At 59.5% G+C, this 14,858-nt stretch carries 14 protein-coding genes and 1 pseudogene; 5 read left to right on the forward strand and 10 right to left on the reverse strand.

What is annotated here, in order from left to right; all coding sequences use genetic code 11:
- Nucleotides 1–2: 2 nt before the first annotated feature.
- Together AC07XF_RS18805 and AC07XF_RS18810 are read right to left on the reverse strand one after the other, a co-directional pair.
- Entirely contained in the window at nt 3–176 is a 174-nt protein-coding gene (locus AC07XF_RS18805) for a hypothetical protein (RefSeq protein ID WP_007991330.1), read from the reverse strand.
- 250 nt (nt 177–426) lie between these two features.
- Complete coding sequence (locus tag AC07XF_RS18810; protein ID WP_495027620.1) at nt 427–1,440, reverse strand: zinc-binding alcohol dehydrogenase family protein; 1,014 nt, start codon at nt 1,438–1,440, stop codon at nt 427–429.
- 125 nt (nt 1,441–1,565) lie between these two features.
- On the opposite strand from AC07XF_RS18810, the gene vimR reads away from it, so the two are divergent.
- Both vimR and AC07XF_RS18820 read left to right on the forward strand, forming a co-directional pair.
- Entirely contained in the window at nt 1,566–2,495 is a 930-nt protein-coding gene (gene vimR / locus AC07XF_RS18815; protein WP_495027621.1) for a transcription regulator VimR, read from the forward strand.
- A 316-nt stretch (nt 2,496–2,811) separates the two neighbouring features.
- The gene (locus AC07XF_RS18820) at nt 2,812–3,546 is read left to right on the forward strand and encodes an ArsR/SmtB family transcription factor (protein WP_495027622.1); all 735 of its coding nucleotides are present in this window, start codon (nt 2,812–2,814) and stop codon (nt 3,544–3,546) included.
- Between the two features lie 104 nt (nt 3,547–3,650).
- Here the strand turns inward: AC07XF_RS18820 and AC07XF_RS18825 are convergent, their stop codons facing one another.
- From AC07XF_RS18825 to AC07XF_RS18845, 5 genes and pseudogenes are all read right to left on the reverse strand, one after another.
- The gene (locus AC07XF_RS18825; RefSeq protein ID WP_495027623.1) at nt 3,651–4,604 is read right to left on the reverse strand and encodes an adenosine deaminase; all 954 of its coding nucleotides are present in this window, start codon (nt 4,602–4,604) and stop codon (nt 3,651–3,653) included.
- Nucleotides 4,605–4,689: 85 nt separating this feature from the next.
- Nucleotides 4,690–4,998: pseudogene (locus AC07XF_RS18830) on the reverse strand (BMP family ABC transporter substrate-binding protein); the annotation flags it as partial.
- Nucleotides 4,999–5,507: 509 nt separating this feature from the next.
- Nucleotides 5,508–6,866 (reverse strand): 8-oxoguanine deaminase, encoded by a 1,359-nt coding sequence (locus AC07XF_RS18835; RefSeq protein ID WP_495027624.1) that lies wholly within the window; start codon nt 6,864–6,866, stop codon nt 5,508–5,510.
- A 246-nt stretch (nt 6,867–7,112) separates the two neighbouring features.
- A complete protein-coding gene (locus AC07XF_RS18840; RefSeq protein WP_495027625.1) occupies nt 7,113–7,802 on the reverse strand; it encodes an SDR family oxidoreductase in 690 nt (229 codons plus the stop codon).
- 19 nt (nt 7,803–7,821) lie between these two features.
- Nucleotides 7,822–8,178 carry a MerR family transcriptional regulator gene (locus AC07XF_RS18845; protein WP_116265389.1) on the reverse strand — a complete coding sequence of 119 codons (357 nt, stop codon included), beginning with the start codon at nt 8,176–8,178 and terminating at the stop codon, nt 7,822–7,824.
- A gap of 81 nt (nt 8,179–8,259) precedes the next feature.
- Here AC07XF_RS18845 and AC07XF_RS18850 point away from each other — a divergent pair, with 81 nt between their 5' ends.
- Nucleotides 8,260–8,691, forward strand: coding sequence for a hypothetical protein (locus AC07XF_RS18850; protein WP_495027632.1), 432 nt, complete (start codon nt 8,260–8,262; stop codon nt 8,689–8,691).
- Nucleotides 8,692–9,127: 436 nt separating this feature from the next.
- Here AC07XF_RS18850 and AC07XF_RS18855 read toward each other — a convergent pair whose 3' ends face one another.
- The 3 genes from AC07XF_RS18855 to AC07XF_RS18865 form a co-directional block, all read right to left on the reverse strand.
- Nucleotides 9,128–9,709: an IMPACT family protein gene (locus AC07XF_RS18855; RefSeq protein WP_495027626.1), complete on the reverse strand. Its 582-nt coding sequence runs from the start codon at nt 9,707–9,709 to the stop codon at nt 9,128–9,130.
- Between the two features lie 19 nt (nt 9,710–9,728).
- On the reverse strand, nt 9,729–10,379 hold the full coding sequence (locus AC07XF_RS18860) for a TetR/AcrR family transcriptional regulator (RefSeq protein WP_007971879.1): 651 nt from the start codon (nt 10,377–10,379) through the stop codon (nt 9,729–9,731).
- Nucleotides 10,380–10,589: 210 nt separating this feature from the next.
- A complete protein-coding gene (locus AC07XF_RS18865; RefSeq protein WP_495027627.1) occupies nt 10,590–11,510 on the reverse strand; it encodes a LysR family transcriptional regulator in 921 nt (306 codons plus the stop codon).
- Nucleotides 11,511–11,649: 139 nt separating this feature from the next.
- Between AC07XF_RS18865 and aptA the strand changes: the two genes are divergently transcribed.
- Together aptA and AC07XF_RS18875 are read left to right on the forward strand one after the other, a co-directional pair.
- The gene (gene aptA, locus AC07XF_RS18870; protein ID WP_495027628.1) at nt 11,650–12,999 is read left to right on the forward strand and encodes an omega-aminotransferase AptA; all 1,350 of its coding nucleotides are present in this window, start codon (nt 11,650–11,652) and stop codon (nt 12,997–12,999) included.
- A 179-nt stretch (nt 13,000–13,178) separates the two neighbouring features.
- Entirely contained in the window at nt 13,179–14,672 is a 1,494-nt protein-coding gene (locus AC07XF_RS18875) for a CoA-acylating methylmalonate-semialdehyde dehydrogenase (protein ID WP_090452969.1), read from the forward strand.
- Nucleotides 14,673–14,858 lie beyond the last annotated feature (186 nt).

Genomic DNA, 14,858 nt, shown 5'->3' on the forward strand with positions numbered 1-14,858 from the left:
AGTCAGCCGGCAGCACGCTGCGGGTTGAGGATGGGAATCTGGTGGGGGGCCTGGATACGGGCTTCAAGGGTACGCGTGAAAGCGCGAGCTTCTGCTTCGCTGCGGAACGTCACAGCATGTTGGTCTAAGCGAACTTGCCACTGGGACTTTGCCAGTTCTTTTATCAGGATCTTCATAACTGAATTCCTCTCGTAAAAGATGTCTCGTAAAAGACGTTACGCAAAACATTGCCTCGCAGGAGATTCGATTGTAGTCCTGAATACGAGCACCATTGTGACAAGGATCAACTGTCGGACTGACGGTTTGTAACTAAAAAAAACACGACTCTTCGAGGGTGCCCTCAGGGGCTGTCTGCGACCGGGACTTCCCGGTCGCAGACGGAAAACAGCAGAAGGCGATGAAGTCAGCGATGGTTTTTTCAGCGCTTCAGAACCCTTCCAGCACAATCTTGCCCTTGGCTTTACCGCTCTCCAGCAGGGCGTGGGCACGGCGCAAATTGGCCGCGTTGATCGTGCCGAAGTGTTCGCCCACCGTGGTTTTCAGTGTGCCGGCATCGATCAGCCAGGCGACGCGATTGAGCAGGTTGTGCTGCTCAATCATGTCCTCGGTTTCAAACAGCGAACGGGTGTACATGAACTCCCAGTGCAGTGACAGGCTCTTGCGCTTGAGCTTGGTCACGTCCAGCGCCTTGGGGTCATCGATCAGCGCCAGCTTGCCTTGGGGGGCCAATGCCTCGACCAATTGATCCAGGTGCTGGTCGGTCTGGGTCAGGCTGGCGACGTGGGTGACCTGATCCACACCGGCACGCTTGAGTGCTTCGCTCAGTGGCTGGCCATGGTCGATCACCAGGTCGGCACCCAGCTCTTTCACCCAGCTTTGGGTTTGCGGACGCGAAGCGGTGCCGATGACTTTCAGGGCCGTCAGTTGGTTAGCCAGCTGAGTAAGAATCGAGCCGACGCCACCCGCCGCGCCGACGATCAACAGGCTCTGGCCTTCGTCGGTTTTGCCTTCGCGCACTTGCAGGCGTTCGAACAACAGTTCCCACGCCGTGATCGCAGTGAGCGGCAGGGCGGCGGCCTCGGCGAAACCAAGGGTCTTTGGCATGTGGCCGACGATGCGCTCGTCCACCACATGCAACTCACTGTTGCCGCCCGCACGCGCGATGGAGCCGGCGTAAAACACCTTGTCGCCGACCGTGAACAGCGTCACGTCACTGCCCACCGCCTTGACCACGCCCGCCACGTCCCAACCCAGCACCTTGGCCGTGCCGCCTTCCGGCTGGACGTTCTGGCGCACCTTGGTGTCCACCGGGTTGACCGAAATGGCTTTGACTTCGACCAGCAAGTCGCGGGGACCGGCAACCGGCTCTGGCAACTCGAGGTCTTGCAGAGCATTTTCGTCGCTGATCGGCAACGAGGCGTAGTAGGCAATGGCTTTCATGGGCGGCTCCTGAACACTAATAAAGAAGAGATTCGATGAGGCGGATGATTGGCTATTTCTCCTGAAGATAAAACCGGCTAAAAGAGCAGTCTCTTTCAATATTTTTTTGATAATCGGTGTTCTTGATGCTGCGTTTCGATGACTTGCAGTTGTTTGTCCGGGCGGCGGACCTGGGCAGTCTGTCGGCCGCCGCGCGGGGCATGGACATGTCGGCGGCGGTGGCCAGTGCGGCGCTCAAGCGCATCGAACAGCAACTCGGCGCCCGTCTATTGGCCCGTTCGACCCGCAGCCTGCGCCTGACCGCCGAAGGCGAGGGCTTTCTCGAATACGCCCGCGCGGCACTGAGCAATCTCGACGAGGGCCGGCGATTGCTGGCGAGCGGCCAGGACCAGGTCAGCGGGATTCTACAGCTGTCGGCACCATCGGATTTTGGCCGTAATCTGTTGCTGCCCTGGCTGGACGAGTTTCAACACGAGCATCCGAAACTTACCGTACGCCTGCTGCTGGGGGACCGCATCGCCGACCTGTTTCGCCAACCGGTAGACATTGCCCTGCGCTACGGTGAGCCGGAGGATTCCAGCCTGGTGGCTCTGCCCATCGCCCCGCAGAACCGCCGAGTGTTGTGCGCCGCTCCCGGCTATCTGGCCCGTCATAGCGAGCCTCGGCATCTGGAGCAACTGGCGCAACACAATTGCCTGTTGTACATGCTCGGCAGCCGGGTCCACGATCACTGGAGTTTTCACGACGGCAAACGCGAAGTCAGCCTGACCGTCAGTGGCGATCGCTTCAGTGACGATGCCGATGTCGTGCGCCTGTGGGCCGTGGCGGGTGCCGGGATCGCTTACAAATCCTGGCTTGATGTCGCCGCCGATGTACTGGCCGGACGCCTCAAAGTGCTCATGCCGGAGCTGCTCTGTGAGCGCGCACCGCTGAATCTGTTGTGCGCCCATCGCGCACAATTGAGTAAGCCGGTGAACCTTTTGCGTGAAATGCTTGCCAGCCGATGCGCCCGATTGAGCAGTCAATTTCCGGGCTTATCGGATATCGATCATTAGTCGCACGAAAAAAGAGAAATTTCCCTCAGGAACGATCACCACCTATGCCCGGCGGAGGGCAGGAACGGGCGATCAACCCGCATATACTAGCGCCCGCATCATGTACGTAGCGTCGATCCCGCAACGGCGGGTCCACGTTCGAGTCGGCCCGGCTGTGCGGTCAACCTTCTGACCTTCGCAGCATCGGCCAGGCAGCGCCAATGTATGAGCAAGGCGTTGCCGGGGTTATGGCAGTTTCCACGGATTGGCCGACGACACATTACTGGTCACGATGTCTCTGGGCAGTAGACGAAACGATTCAACAGGGAGTGAATACATGGAACATGCACCTTGCATCAGCCAGATCGCCACATTGCTGGCTGACCCAAAGCGCAGCGCAATGATGTGGGCCTTGATGGACGGTTCGGCGCGAGCAACCGAAGAGCTGGCATTGCTGGCCGGCCTGTCGCCGTCTTCGGCCAGCGCACACCTGGGACGCTTGTCCGCCGGAGGCTTGTTGAGGGTTGAAAACCGTGGCCGCAAACGCTTCTTCCGCCTGGCTGCTCCCGAAGTCGGGGCGGCAATCGAAGCGTTGGCCAGCGCGACGCTCGCCAGTGCACCCCTGGAAATTCCGGACGTCTTCAAGCGTAATGCGCCTCTGGCCAAACCCCGGGCGCTGCGTTCGTCATTACTGAGTGCCCGACTGTGCGACGATCACCTGGGGGGCACCCTGTCCGCCGATCTGTATCAGCGATTGCTCGAGGCAGGCTGGATCGAACAGTTTGATCAGCGGGTCACGGTCACGCTCAAGGGCGCGACGGAGTTGGCGGCACGGGGCGTGTTCATCCAGGCGCTGGCCCATCACAACGGCAGGGTTGCCTGCGCGTGCCCTGACTGGAGCGAAAGACGCCCGCACATGGGCGGCTCTCTGGGCGCGGCATTGTTGCAACTGTTCATGCAGTCGGGTTGGCTGAGCCTGCCCAACGATTCCCGAGCCTTGCAGGTGACGGCCGCCGGGCAACGCGAGATCCACCGCTTTGCCAAGGAAACCGAGCTGGAAATGGCGCTGTAGGAGCCGGCTTGCCGGCGATGGCGGTGCCCAATTCGGCATCATTGTTGAATGAGAGGGCGCCATCGCTGGCAAGCCAGCTCCTACAGTTGGACTTGCGGTGTTGCTCAGGGCTTCACCAACCGCGCATCGAGGCTGTTCTGCGCCAGGCGTTTGGCCTGGTCCCGGGTCATGCCCAGGTGGGTGTGCAGCGCATGGAAGTTCTCGGTGACATAGCCGCCGAAGTACGCCGGGTCATCGGAGTTCACGGTCACTTTTACGCCGCGTTCCAGCATGTCGAGAATGTTGTGCTGCGACATGTGATCGAACACGCAAAGCTTGGTGTTCGACAACGGGCACACGGTCAGCGGGATCTGTTCGTCGATGATTCGCTGCATCAGGCGCTCGTCTTCGATGGCGCGCACACCATGGTCGATGCGCTGGATCTTCAGCAGGTCGATGGCTTCCCAGATGTACTCGGGCGGGCCTTCTTCACCGGCGTGGGCGACGGTCAGGAAGCCTTCGTGACGGGCACGGTCGAACACACGCTGGAACTTGCTCGGCGGGTGACCCATCTCGGAGCTGTCCAGGCCCACGGCGACGAACGCATCGCGGAACGGCAGCGCCTGGTCGAGGGTTTTCTGGGCTTCGTCTTCACTCAGGTGACGCAGGAAGCTCAGGATCAAACCACTGGTGATGCCCAGTTGCTGCTCACCATCCTTCAGTGCGGCGGCGATGCCGTTGAGCACCACTTCGAACGGGATGCCTCGGTCGGTGTGGGTCTGCGGGTCGAAGAACGGCTCGGTGTGAATTACGTTCTGCTCTTTGCAGCGCAGCAGGTAAGCCCAGGTCAGGTCATAGAAGTCCTGGGACGTGCGCAGTACATCGGCACCCCGGTAATACAGGTCGAGGAACTCCTGCAGGTTGTTGAAGGCATACGCCTTGCGCAAGGTTTCGACGTCGTTCCAGGGCAGGGCAATCTTGTTGCGATCGGCCAGGGCGAACAACAGCTCGGGTTCCAGCGAGCCTTCCAGGTGCAGGTGCAATTCTGCCTTGGGCAGGGCGTTCAGCCAGTCGTACATGATTCTTTTCTCATCAGGTGCAATGGTCGCCATTCTACAGAGTGTTGCTGCAACAATTGGTAAAACCTGACCGGCCGGTTCATCACTCGCTCTTGAGCGTCGCCAGCACCAGGTTGCTGATCGGCAGCTCAATCGTGCCGTCCGTCAATCCGTCTCAGTAGTTCTGGGACTTCCGGTCATGGTCGATCACGCTTTGGGTCGCCTGAATGTAGTGCGGACCCCAGTCATTGACGATGGAGGTCAGCACCGCTTTCGGCCCGAAGTACGCCATGTCCGAAGCGTAGCCCACGGCATAGACGCCGCGGCGTTCGGCGGCCTGGATCGGCGCCGGGCTGTTGGTGTGCTGGAACACCACGTCCACGCCCCGGTCGATCAGCGGGGCGTAGGCACTGGCAGTCAGGCAGGCGCTCAGGCCGATGGCCGACGCAACGGCGCAAAGCAGCTTCTTCAACGGACGGTTATGCATGAGTTTTGACTCCATTTTGTTGTGAGGTTGGCTGGACTCTTGCGCCTGCACAGGGCAATGCAAACTGCTGACCAACAGCACAACAAAACTTGAAACCGCGGTGTTGCCATCGCGAGCAGGCTCGCGATAGGTTCGTGAAGTCCGATAAAAGTGCATGTCCTGGCACAGCTGCCACCCATTGGTGCGCTAAGGCAAGATCAGACTGAGTTGCTGGCGGAAAAGGTCGGTGATCACTGAAACCAACGCCATTGAAGGCACGACTCACTTCGTGTTGTTTGCGACGTTCATCATGTTGTCGATGCTGGGCCTTTGAACCCTCCACAAAACCAATGTGGGAGCGGGCTTGCTCGCGAAAGCGGTGTGTCAGTCACATAAATATCGACTGCTACAACGCCTTCGCGAGCAAGCCCGCTCCCACAGTTTTAATCGGTGTTGTATCAGGTCCCGGCGATCAACTGCCGCGCCGCCTGGCTGTGATCAGCAATCAAGCCCTTCAGGTCCAGCCCCTCGACCTGCCCGTCAATCACCCGCCACTTGCCGCCGACCATCACCCGGTCCGCGCGATCGGCGCCGCACAGCAGCAGTGCCGAGACCGGATCATGGCTGCCGGAGAAGCGCAGTTCATCGAGCTTGAACAGGGCCAGGTCAGCCTGTTTGCCCACTGCCAGTTCGCCGATATCGGTACGCCCCAACAGACTGGCCGAGCCTTTGGTCGCCCAGCCGAGCACACGCTCCGGGGTGATCTTTTCGGCGCCGTAGCGCAGGCGCTGGATGTACAGCGCCTGGCGCGCTTCGAGCATCATATTCGAGGCATCGTTGGACGCCGAACCGTCCACGCCCAATCCAAGCAAGGCACCGGCATCGGTCAGCTCGATGCTCGGGCAGATGCCAGAGGCCAGGCGCATGTTCGAACTCGGACAATGGCAGATACCGGTCCCGGCGGCACCGAGGCGGGCGATCTCGTCCGGGTTGAAATGAATGCCGTGGGCCAGCCAGGTACGCGGGCCAAGCCAGCCGACACTGTCCAGATAGTCCACGGTGCGCAGGCCGAAGCGCTGCAGGCAGAAATCCTCTTCGTCGAGGGTTTCTGCCAGGTGGGTGTGCAGGCGCACGTCGAGTTTGTTCGCCAGCTCGGCACTGGCCGACATGATTTCCGGCGTCACCGAGAACGGCGAGCACGGTGCCAGAGCGATCTGGATTTGCGCGCCGTCACCGCGTTCGTGGTACTCGGTGATCAGCCGCTGGCTATCGGCGAGGATCACTTCGCCTTCCTGCACGGTCTGTTGTGGCGGCAGGCCACCGTCCTTTTCGCCGAGGCTCATGGAACCGCGGGTCAGCATGGCGCGCATGCCCAGTTCACGGACGCTTTCGACTTGCACGTCGATCGCGTTTTCCAGACCCTCCGGAAACAGGTAGTGGTGGTCGGCCGCGGTGGTGCAACCGGACAGCAGCAACTCGGCCAGCGCTACTTTGGTGGCGAGGGCGAGCTTTTCCGGGGTCAGGCGTGCCCAGACCGGGTACAGGGTTTTCAGCCAGGGGAACAGCGGCTGATTGACCACCGGTGCCCAGGCTCGGGTCAGGGTTTGATAGAAGTGGTGATGGGTGTTGATCAGCCCCGGCAGGATCACATGCTCGCGGGCATCGAACACTTCATTGCACGGTGCGGACGGTTGTTGGCCGGCGCCGAGTACTTCGACGATCAAGCCGTCTTGCAGCACCAGACCGCCACGGGCATCGAGACCGTTGGCCGTGAAAATGGCGAGGGGATTTTTTAACCAGGTACGGGTCGCAGGCATGTTGCCGGCTCCTCTGAAAGTAGGGTTCAGGGTTGCCAGCTCAGTGTTGCCCTGTCTGCTGATCCAGGTTCGCCGGGGAGGCGAGATGCGGAGTTTCGATCAAAATGCTGCCCGGGGCAAGCCCGGCCCGACCAGACGATGTGTAACCCCTGTAGGAGCGAGCTTGCTCGCGATGGAGTATCAGCTACATAGCTGTCGGCTGACACACCATCGCGAGCAAGCTCGCTCCTACAGTAAGGGTGGCGTTTACCAGGGAATGGTTTCGCCCCTGTAATTGATGAAGTGATGCCCACCCTTGCCGACATACGCATTCACCTGATCGACCAGGCCACGGGTACTGGTTTCCACGTCGATGTCCGCGCCTTCACCGCCCATGTCGGTTTTCACCCAGCCCGGGTGCAGCGACAGCACGGTGAGTTGGGTTTCGCCCAACTGGGTGACGAAGCTGTTGGTCATGGAATTCAGCGCAGCCTTGCTGGCCTTGTACAGTGCCAGTTCCGGCGCATCGGGCATGGTCACGCTGCCCAGTACCGAACTCATGAACGCCAGCACGCCGGTGTCCGGGCGGATTTGCTCGACAAAACGCTGGGCCAGGTTGATCGGCGCCACGGCGTTGGTGAAAAACAACTGACCGACTTCGGCCATCGTCGCGCCACCGTTCGGCGTCTGGACATCCGGCCCTTTGACCCCGGCATTGACAAACAACAGGTCAAACACTTCACCCTTCAGTTGTTGGCTCAGCGCGATCACCGCTTGCTGATCGTCCATGTCGAGCTTTTCGATCCGCACCTTGCCCAAGGCCTGCAAGGCTTCGGCTTTTTGCGGATTGCGCACGGTGGCGGTGACTTGCCAGCCATCGGCCAGCAGGGTTTTCACCAGCCCGAGGCCAAGCCCCCGGGAGGCGCCGATGATGAGTGCGGTTTTTGCCTTGGACATGATTGGCTTCCTTGAAGATTCAGAGTCGTGGATTCAATGGACACTGTTGCCCGAGCCGTTGTTGCAACTCATCGCGCAGCGCGCCGAGTTCGGCCATGCGGGCTTCGATCAGTTTGAGTTTGTCTTGCAGCAGTTGCGTGACGGCACGGTCGGGATCGGGTGACTGCCAGATTGCAGCGACGCTGTTGCCGATCTCGCCGAGGGTAAAGCCCAGCCGTTGAGCGGTCTTGATGTACTGCACCAGTTGCACCATGTCTGGCGGATAGTCGCGATAGCCATTGGCGCTGCGTTGCGCCGCGATCAACCCGCGCTGCTCGTAGAAGCGCAATGTGTCGCGGCTGACGGCGCTGGCCTGGGCTAATTCACCGATACGCATCATGACGTCTCGAAGGGCTTGACCCTGGAGCATACTCCAGGCTTTAGCCTTGTTGCTCCCAGAATTGATGGAGCAATGTCGATGTGGACTACAACGCAATATCGCCGGTTGGTGCAAGGCAGTGCCTGGTACGACCTGATCGTGACGGTCGCGTTTGTCACGCCGTGGAGTTTTGCGGCATTGCATGGGGTTTTGACGGGTGTGAGCCAGGCGTTGAGTTTGCCCGGTGAACTGCCGCCGTTCGAACCGGTGCACATGTTGATGGCGAATCTGTTGGGGTCGATTGTCTGCGTATGGGCGGTGCTGCGGATTCGTGATCCACAGCAAATTTATGGGCGGTATGACTCGGTCGCGAGATTTCTGTTTTCGGCATGGCAGGCTTATGCCCTTGCCCATGGCGCGAGTTCGCTGCTGGTGGTTTTTCTGATTTTTGAATTGGCGTGGGGCGTCGCTCAGGTGTTGCCTGTTCGGCAGCTATCGCGAGCAGGCTCACCTGCTGATCCCGCGAATTAGCCATTAAGTTTCTGCGCCACGGCACCACTTGAGGGCAAGGCCTTGGATCAGGCTCCGAATTTGCCCGCTGCGGTTTGGTTAAAAAGTGAGCAGTTGGCTGGAGGCCGTGCCGGATCTGGCGCCGCGAGGCCCATGAACGGGTTATCCACAGATTGCTCCACAGTATTTGTGCGCAAGCTCAAAGCACGGGAATAAGCACTGAGCAGCTTTCTTCTAAAGGCGATAAACCGTTGTAACTGTTTGTATTTGTTTGAATTTGATGTTCTTGATGGCTAATTGGACGAAAATTGAGCAAAGCCCGCAAAGCCGCATGACAGAAGGGTTGCAGCCGAATGTGCTCAGGTTATCCACAGCCGGGTGCACAGTAGATGTGGGCAAATATGGAATAAGTGGAAAAGCGGCGTGCCCCAAAAGATCGCAGTCTGTGCTGAGCCTTTTAACGCTGCAACAAAATGCGCCCGCGACTCAAATCGGCCAGTTGTGACTGCAAGGTATCGATCTGTGCATCGCCCACGGCCAACTGCAACTCGACACCATTGGCGGTGAAGGTTTCATCCACAACCAATCCCCCCGCCTGTTCCACCCGAAGCTTGACTAAGGCCAACTCGGCAAACCCGCAAGCGCAACGCAGCGGTACCCGGCTGATCAGCTCAATCTTTGGCGCCGCTTGCAGGCATTTGTTCGCACCACCGCCATAAGCCCGGGCGAGCCCCCCGGTGCCCAGTTGGATGCCGCCATACCAGCGAATCACCAGCACCGCGACCTGATCGCAATCCTGAGCCTCTATCGCCGCCAGAATCGGCCGGCCAGCCGTACCGCCGGGCTCGCCATCATCGGTGCTGCGATACTGATCGCCGAGCTTCCACGCCCAGCAGTTGTGCGAGGCATTCAAGTCACTGTGCTGTTCAATAAATGCCTGGGCTTCGGCCGGACTGGAGATTGGCGCGGCGAAGGTAATGAAGCGGCTCTTGCGAATCTCTTCGCGGTATTCGCAAAAAACGCTGAGGGTAAAAGGCATACGTACCTGAAATGGCTACTTAAATGGCGGGTTTCAGGCCGCAGCCCTTGAGAATGATGCGGATCAGATTGTCCCCGGCGTCTTCCATGTCCTGCTTGGTCAACTTGGTACGCCCGGTGACGCGGCAGATCTGCGTGGCGAAGTCGGCGTAATGCTGGGTGCTGCCCCACAACAGGAAAATCAGGTGTACCGGATCGACCGGGTCCATTTTGCCAGCGTCGATCCAGGCCTGGAACACGCCTGCACGGCCCTGGAACCAGGCGCGATAATCCTGGTTGAAGTACTCGGTCAGGCATTCACCGCCGCTGATGACTTCCATGGCGAAAATCCGCGAGGCTTGCGGCTGGCGTCGGGAGAACTCCATTTTGGCGCGGATGTAACGGGTCAAGGCCTCGGTCGGATCATCCTCGGCCGTGAGGGTGTTGAAGGTGCTGTCCCACAACTCGATGATGTTGCTCAGCACCGCCACGTACAAACCGAGTTTGTTGGTGAAGTAATAATGCAGGTTTGCTTTGGGCAGCCCGGCGTTCTGGGCGATGGTGTTCATGCTCGTGCCTTTGTACCCGTGACGGGCGAACTCGTCTTCGGCGGCTTTGATGATGGTCTCTTCGTTTTTCTGACGAATGCGGCTGACGGGTTTTCCGCCGTGGGCTGGGACTTCAAAGGTCATAAGCAATTCCGAACTGGTGGGTGGGACGGCCAGTGCGTTGATAACGTACCCACCGGCTTCAGACAAGTCCTCACACAATAAAACCCTACACCGCAATCTACTGTGGGAGCGGGCTTGCTCGCGAAGACGGTGTGTCAGCTATGCAGATATAGACTGACACGGCCTCTTCGCGAGCAAGCCCGCTCCCACAGGTTTCTGTAATCCAACATTTCAACGCGTCGCCGCGAGACTCTCGAGAAAACTCTCCAGCACCAGATGCGGGCGACGTCCCTTGCGTGTGACCGACGCCAGGCTCAGGTCATAGAAGCGCGTTTTGGCTTTCAATGCTCGCAACCGGCCTTGCTGCACCCAAAGACTTGCGTAGTGATCCGGCAGGTAACCGATATAGCGTCCGGTCAGGATCAGGAAGGCCATGCCTTCGCGGTCCGAGGCACTGGCGGTGCAATTGAGCGCTTGATAGTGGGCCTGGATCTCCGCTGGCAAACGGAAGGTGGGCGCGATGGCGTCCTGACTGTTCAGGCGTTTGTCGTCCAGTTGTTTGTCGTCGACATAAAACAGTGGATGGCCGACCGCGCAGTACAACAGCGAACGTTCGCTATACAGCGGTTGATACTCCAGCCCCGACAGTGCGCTGGCCTGCGGCACCACGCCGACGTGCAGACGACCGTCGAGCACGCCTTGTTCGACTTCATTGGGCGCGATCATGCGGATCTGGATCTGAACATCCGGGCCGCGCTCTTTCAATTGAGCGAGGGCATGGGTGATGCGCATGTGGGGCAGGGTGACCAGGTTGTCCGTCAATCCAATGATCAATTCGCCGCGCAAGTGCTGGTGCAGGCCGTTGACCTCGGTACGGAAGCTTTCCAGTGCACTTAACAGTTGTAACGCCGATTGATAGACCTCGCGGCCTTCTTCGGTCAGGGAAAACCCGGCACGTCCGCGTTGGCACAGACGCAAACCGAGGCGTTGCTCCAGATCGCTCATCTGCTGGCTGATCGCCGAGCGACCGATGCCCAGAACGGTTTCCGCCGCGGAGAAGCCGCCGCATTCCACCACGCTGCGAAAGATCCTCAGCAGGCGAATATCAAAGTCGCTGACCTGGGCCAGTGGATCGGGACGGCGAGTGCTCATGCTTGTTACTCAAAAGTTTAGTAGTTGGCTGACTGAACATTAGAAGAGTTGCATTTCACCGACTTTATCCCCGTGGCAATTTAGCTGCAACAACGGTCTTCAATCCCTACGCCGCTTATTGCCTTGCGAGGTTTCGCCCATGAACTTGCCTGAAAACGCCCCGACTTCCCTGGCCAGCCAGCTCAAGCTCGATGCTCACTGGATGCCTTACACCGCCAACCGTAACTTCCAGCGCGACCCACGTCTGATCGTTGGCGCCGAAGGCAGCTGGTTGATCGATGACAAGGGCCGCAAGGTTTATGACTCGCTGTCCGGTCTGTGGACCTGTGGCGCCGGGCACACCCGCAAGGAAATCCAGGAAGCGGTCGCCAAGCAACTGGGCACCCTCGATTACTCGCCAGGCTTCCAGTACGGCCATCCGCTGTCGTTCCAACTGGCTGAGAAGATCACCGACCTGACGCCGGGCAACCTGAACCACGTGTTCTTCACCGACTCGGGCTCCGAGTGTGCCGACACTGCCGTGAAGATGGTTCGTGCCTACTGGCGCCTGAAAGGCCAGGCGACCAAGACCAAAATGATCGGCCGTGCCCGTGGCTACCACGGTGTGAACATCGCCGGCACCAGCCTCGGTGGTGTGAACGGCAACCGCAAACTGTTCGGTCAGGCGATGATGGACGTCGACCACCTGCCGCACACTTTGCTGGCGAGCAATGCTTACTCCCGTGGCATGCCGGAGCAGGGGGGCATCGCCCTGGCTGACGAACTGCTGAAGCTGATCGAACTGCACGATGCGTCGAACATCGCGGCGGTATTCGTCGAGCCATTGGCCGGTTCCGCTGGCGTGCTGGTTCCACCACAGGGTTACCTCAAGCGTCTGCGAGAAATCTGCGATCAACACAACATCCTGCTGGTGTTCGACGAAGTGATCACTGGTTTCGGCCGCACCGGCACCATGTTCGGCGCCACCACCTTCGGCGTGACCCCGGACTTGATGTGCATCGCCAAGCAGGTCACCAACGGCGCGATCCCGATGGGCGCGGTGATTGCCAGCTCCGAGATCTACCAGACCTTCATGAATCAGCCGACGCCTGAGTACGCGGTTGAATTCCCGCATGGCTACACCTATTCCGCACACCCGGTGGCTTGCGCCGCGGGCCTGGCAGCACTCGACCTGCTGCAAAAGGAAAACCTGGTACAGAGCGTGGCTGAAGTCGCCCCGCATTTCGAAAATGCGCTGCACGGCCTGAAAGGCACCAAGAACATTATCGACATCCGCAACTTCGGCCTGGCCGGTGCGATCCAGATCGCTCCGCGTGACGGCGACGCCATCGTGCGCCCGTTCGAAGCCGGCATGGCGCTGTGGAAAGCCGGGTTCTACGTCCGCTTCGGCGGCGACACCCTGCAGTTCGGCCCAACGTTCAACAGCAAGCCGCAGGACCTGGATCGCCTGTTCGACGCGGTCGGCGAAGTGCTGAGCAAGATCGACTGATTTGACAACACACCTGTAGGAGCGAGCTTGCTCGCGATGGACATTAACGATGATGTGGGCTGCCTGGATGAACGCGGTGCCCTCACCATCTTCGCGAGCAAGCTCGCTCCTACACAAAGCATCTATATATAGCAGGCGTCATTTCGTGGGCGCCTGTGGACAACTTTTCAGGAGCTTCCATGAGCGTTATTCCGCATTTGATCAATGGCGAACTGGTGACCGAGAACGGTCGCGCGGTCGATGTGTTCAACCCGTCTACTGGCCAGGCTATTCACAAGTTGCCGCTGGCGACCCGCGAAACTATCCAGAGCGCCATCGACGCGGCCAAGGCTGCATTCCCGGCCTGGCGCAACACGCCGCCGGCCAAGCGAGCCCAAGTGATGTTCCGCTTCAAGCAACTGCTGGAGCAGAACGAAGCGCGCATCGCCCAACTGATCAGTGAAGAGCACGGCAAGACCCTGGAAGATGCTGCCGGTGAACTGAAGCGCGGCATCGAGAACGTCGAGTTTGCCTGCGCGGCTCCGGAAATCCTCAAGGGTGAATACAGCCGTAACGTCGGCCCGAACATCGATGCCTGGTCTGACTTCCAGCCGCTGGGCGTAGTGGCCGGTATCACACCGTTCAACTTCCCGGCCATGGTGCCGCTGTGGATGTACCCGCTCGCAATCGTCTGCGGCAACTGCTTCATCCTCAAGCCATCCGAGCGTGATCCGAGCTCGACACTGCTGATCGCGCAACTGCTGCTCGAAGCCGGTCTGCCGAAAGGCGTGCTGAGTGTGGTGCACGGTGACAAGACTGCAGTGGATGCGCTGATCGAAGCGCCGGAAGTCAAAGCGCTGAGCTTCGTCGGTTCGACGCCGATTGCTGAATACATCTATTCCGAAGGCACCAAGCGCGGCAAGCGCGTTCAGGCCCTGGGCGGTGCGAAGAACCACGCCGTGCTGATGCCGGATGCAGACCTGGACAATGCTGTCAGCGCACTGATGGGTGCAGCATACGGTTCCTGCGGCGAGCGTTGCATGGCGATCTCGGTAGCTGTGTGCGTGGGCGATCAGGTGGCCGATGCCCTGGTGGCCAAACTGGTTCCGCAAATCAAGGCACTGAAAATCGGTGCCGGTACCAATTGCGGTCTGGACATGGGCCCACTGGTGACTGGCCAGGCTCGTGACAAGGTCAGCGGTTATGTAGAAGACGGCGTAGCCGCTGGCGCGACACTGGTCGTGGACGGTCGTGGCCTGACTGTGGCGGGGCACGAGGAAGGCTTCTTCCTGGGTGGTTGCCTGTTCGACAACGTCACGCCAGAGATGCGTATCTATAAAGAAGAGATCTTCGGGCCGGTGCTGTGCGTTGTTCGGGTCAACAGCCTGGAGGAAGCCATGCAACTGATCAACGATCACGAATATGGCAACGGCACCTGCATCTTCACCCGTGACGGGGAAGCGGCACGGTTGTTCTGCGACGAGATTGAAGTCGGCATGGTCGGCGTTAACGTACCGCTGCCGGTGCCGGTGGCTTATCACAGCTTCGGTGGCTGGAAGCGTTCGCTGTTCGGCGATTTGCATGCTTATGGCCCGGATGGCGTGCGTTTCTACACCCGCCGCAAAGCTATCACCCAGCGCTGGCCGCAGCGTGCGAGCCATGAAGCTTCGCAGTTCGCCTTCCCTAGCTTGTAAGTAGATGGGCGTAGAAGGCCGACCCATTGGGTCGGCCTTTTTGTTTTCGGGGGCTTTTTGACCTATATGACAGTTTTGTGAAAATAGGTGTTGACGGCAGATTCTGGAGGCCTATAATTCGCCCCACTTCCGGCGCAGTCGAAACGGAAAACTCCTTGATAAACAAAGAGTTACGCAGTTTTCGAC

Source organism: Pseudomonas sp. GW821-FHT01C01 (assembly GCF_059422645.1).

Bases quoted from the DNA above. Each gene is read 5' to 3' on its own strand.
- AC07XF_RS18805 (WP_007991330.1), bottom strand. From the start codon at position 176: ATGAAGATCCTGATAAAAGAACTGGCAAAGTCCCAGTGGCAAGTTCGC.
- AC07XF_RS18810 (WP_495027620.1), bottom strand. From the start codon at position 1,440: ATGAAAGCCATTGCCTACTACGCCTCGTTGCCGATCAGCGACGAAAAT.
- vimR (WP_495027621.1), top strand. From the start codon at position 1,566: ATGCTGCGTTTCGATGACTTGCAGTTGTTTGTCCGGGCGGCGGACCTG.
- AC07XF_RS18820 (WP_495027622.1), top strand. From the start codon at position 2,812: ATGGAACATGCACCTTGCATCAGCCAGATCGCCACATTGCTGGCTGAC.
- AC07XF_RS18825 (WP_495027623.1), bottom strand. From the start codon at position 4,604: ATGTACGACTGGCTGAACGCCCTGCCCAAGGCAGAATTGCACCTGCAC.
- AC07XF_RS18835 (WP_495027624.1), bottom strand. From the start codon at position 6,866: ATGCCTGCGACCCGTACCTGGTTAAAAAATCCCCTCGCCATTTTCACG.
- AC07XF_RS18840 (WP_495027625.1), bottom strand. From the start codon at position 7,802: ATGTCCAAGGCAAAAACCGCACTCATCATCGGCGCCTCCCGGGGGCTT.
- AC07XF_RS18845 (WP_116265389.1), bottom strand. From the start codon at position 8,178: ATGCGTATCGGTGAATTAGCCCAGGCCAGCGCCGTCAGCCGCGACACA.
- AC07XF_RS18850 (WP_495027632.1), top strand. From the start codon at position 8,260: ATGTGGACTACAACGCAATATCGCCGGTTGGTGCAAGGCAGTGCCTGG.
- AC07XF_RS18855 (WP_495027626.1), bottom strand. From the start codon at position 9,709: ATGCCTTTTACCCTCAGCGTTTTTTGCGAATACCGCGAAGAGATTCGC.
- AC07XF_RS18860 (WP_007971879.1), bottom strand. From the start codon at position 10,379: ATGACCTTTGAAGTCCCAGCCCACGGCGGAAAACCCGTCAGCCGCATT.
- AC07XF_RS18865 (WP_495027627.1), bottom strand. From the start codon at position 11,510: ATGAGCACTCGCCGTCCCGATCCACTGGCCCAGGTCAGCGACTTTGAT.
- aptA (WP_495027628.1), top strand. From the start codon at position 11,650: ATGAACTTGCCTGAAAACGCCCCGACTTCCCTGGCCAGCCAGCTCAAG.
- AC07XF_RS18875 (WP_090452969.1), top strand. From the start codon at position 13,179: ATGAGCGTTATTCCGCATTTGATCAATGGCGAACTGGTGACCGAGAAC.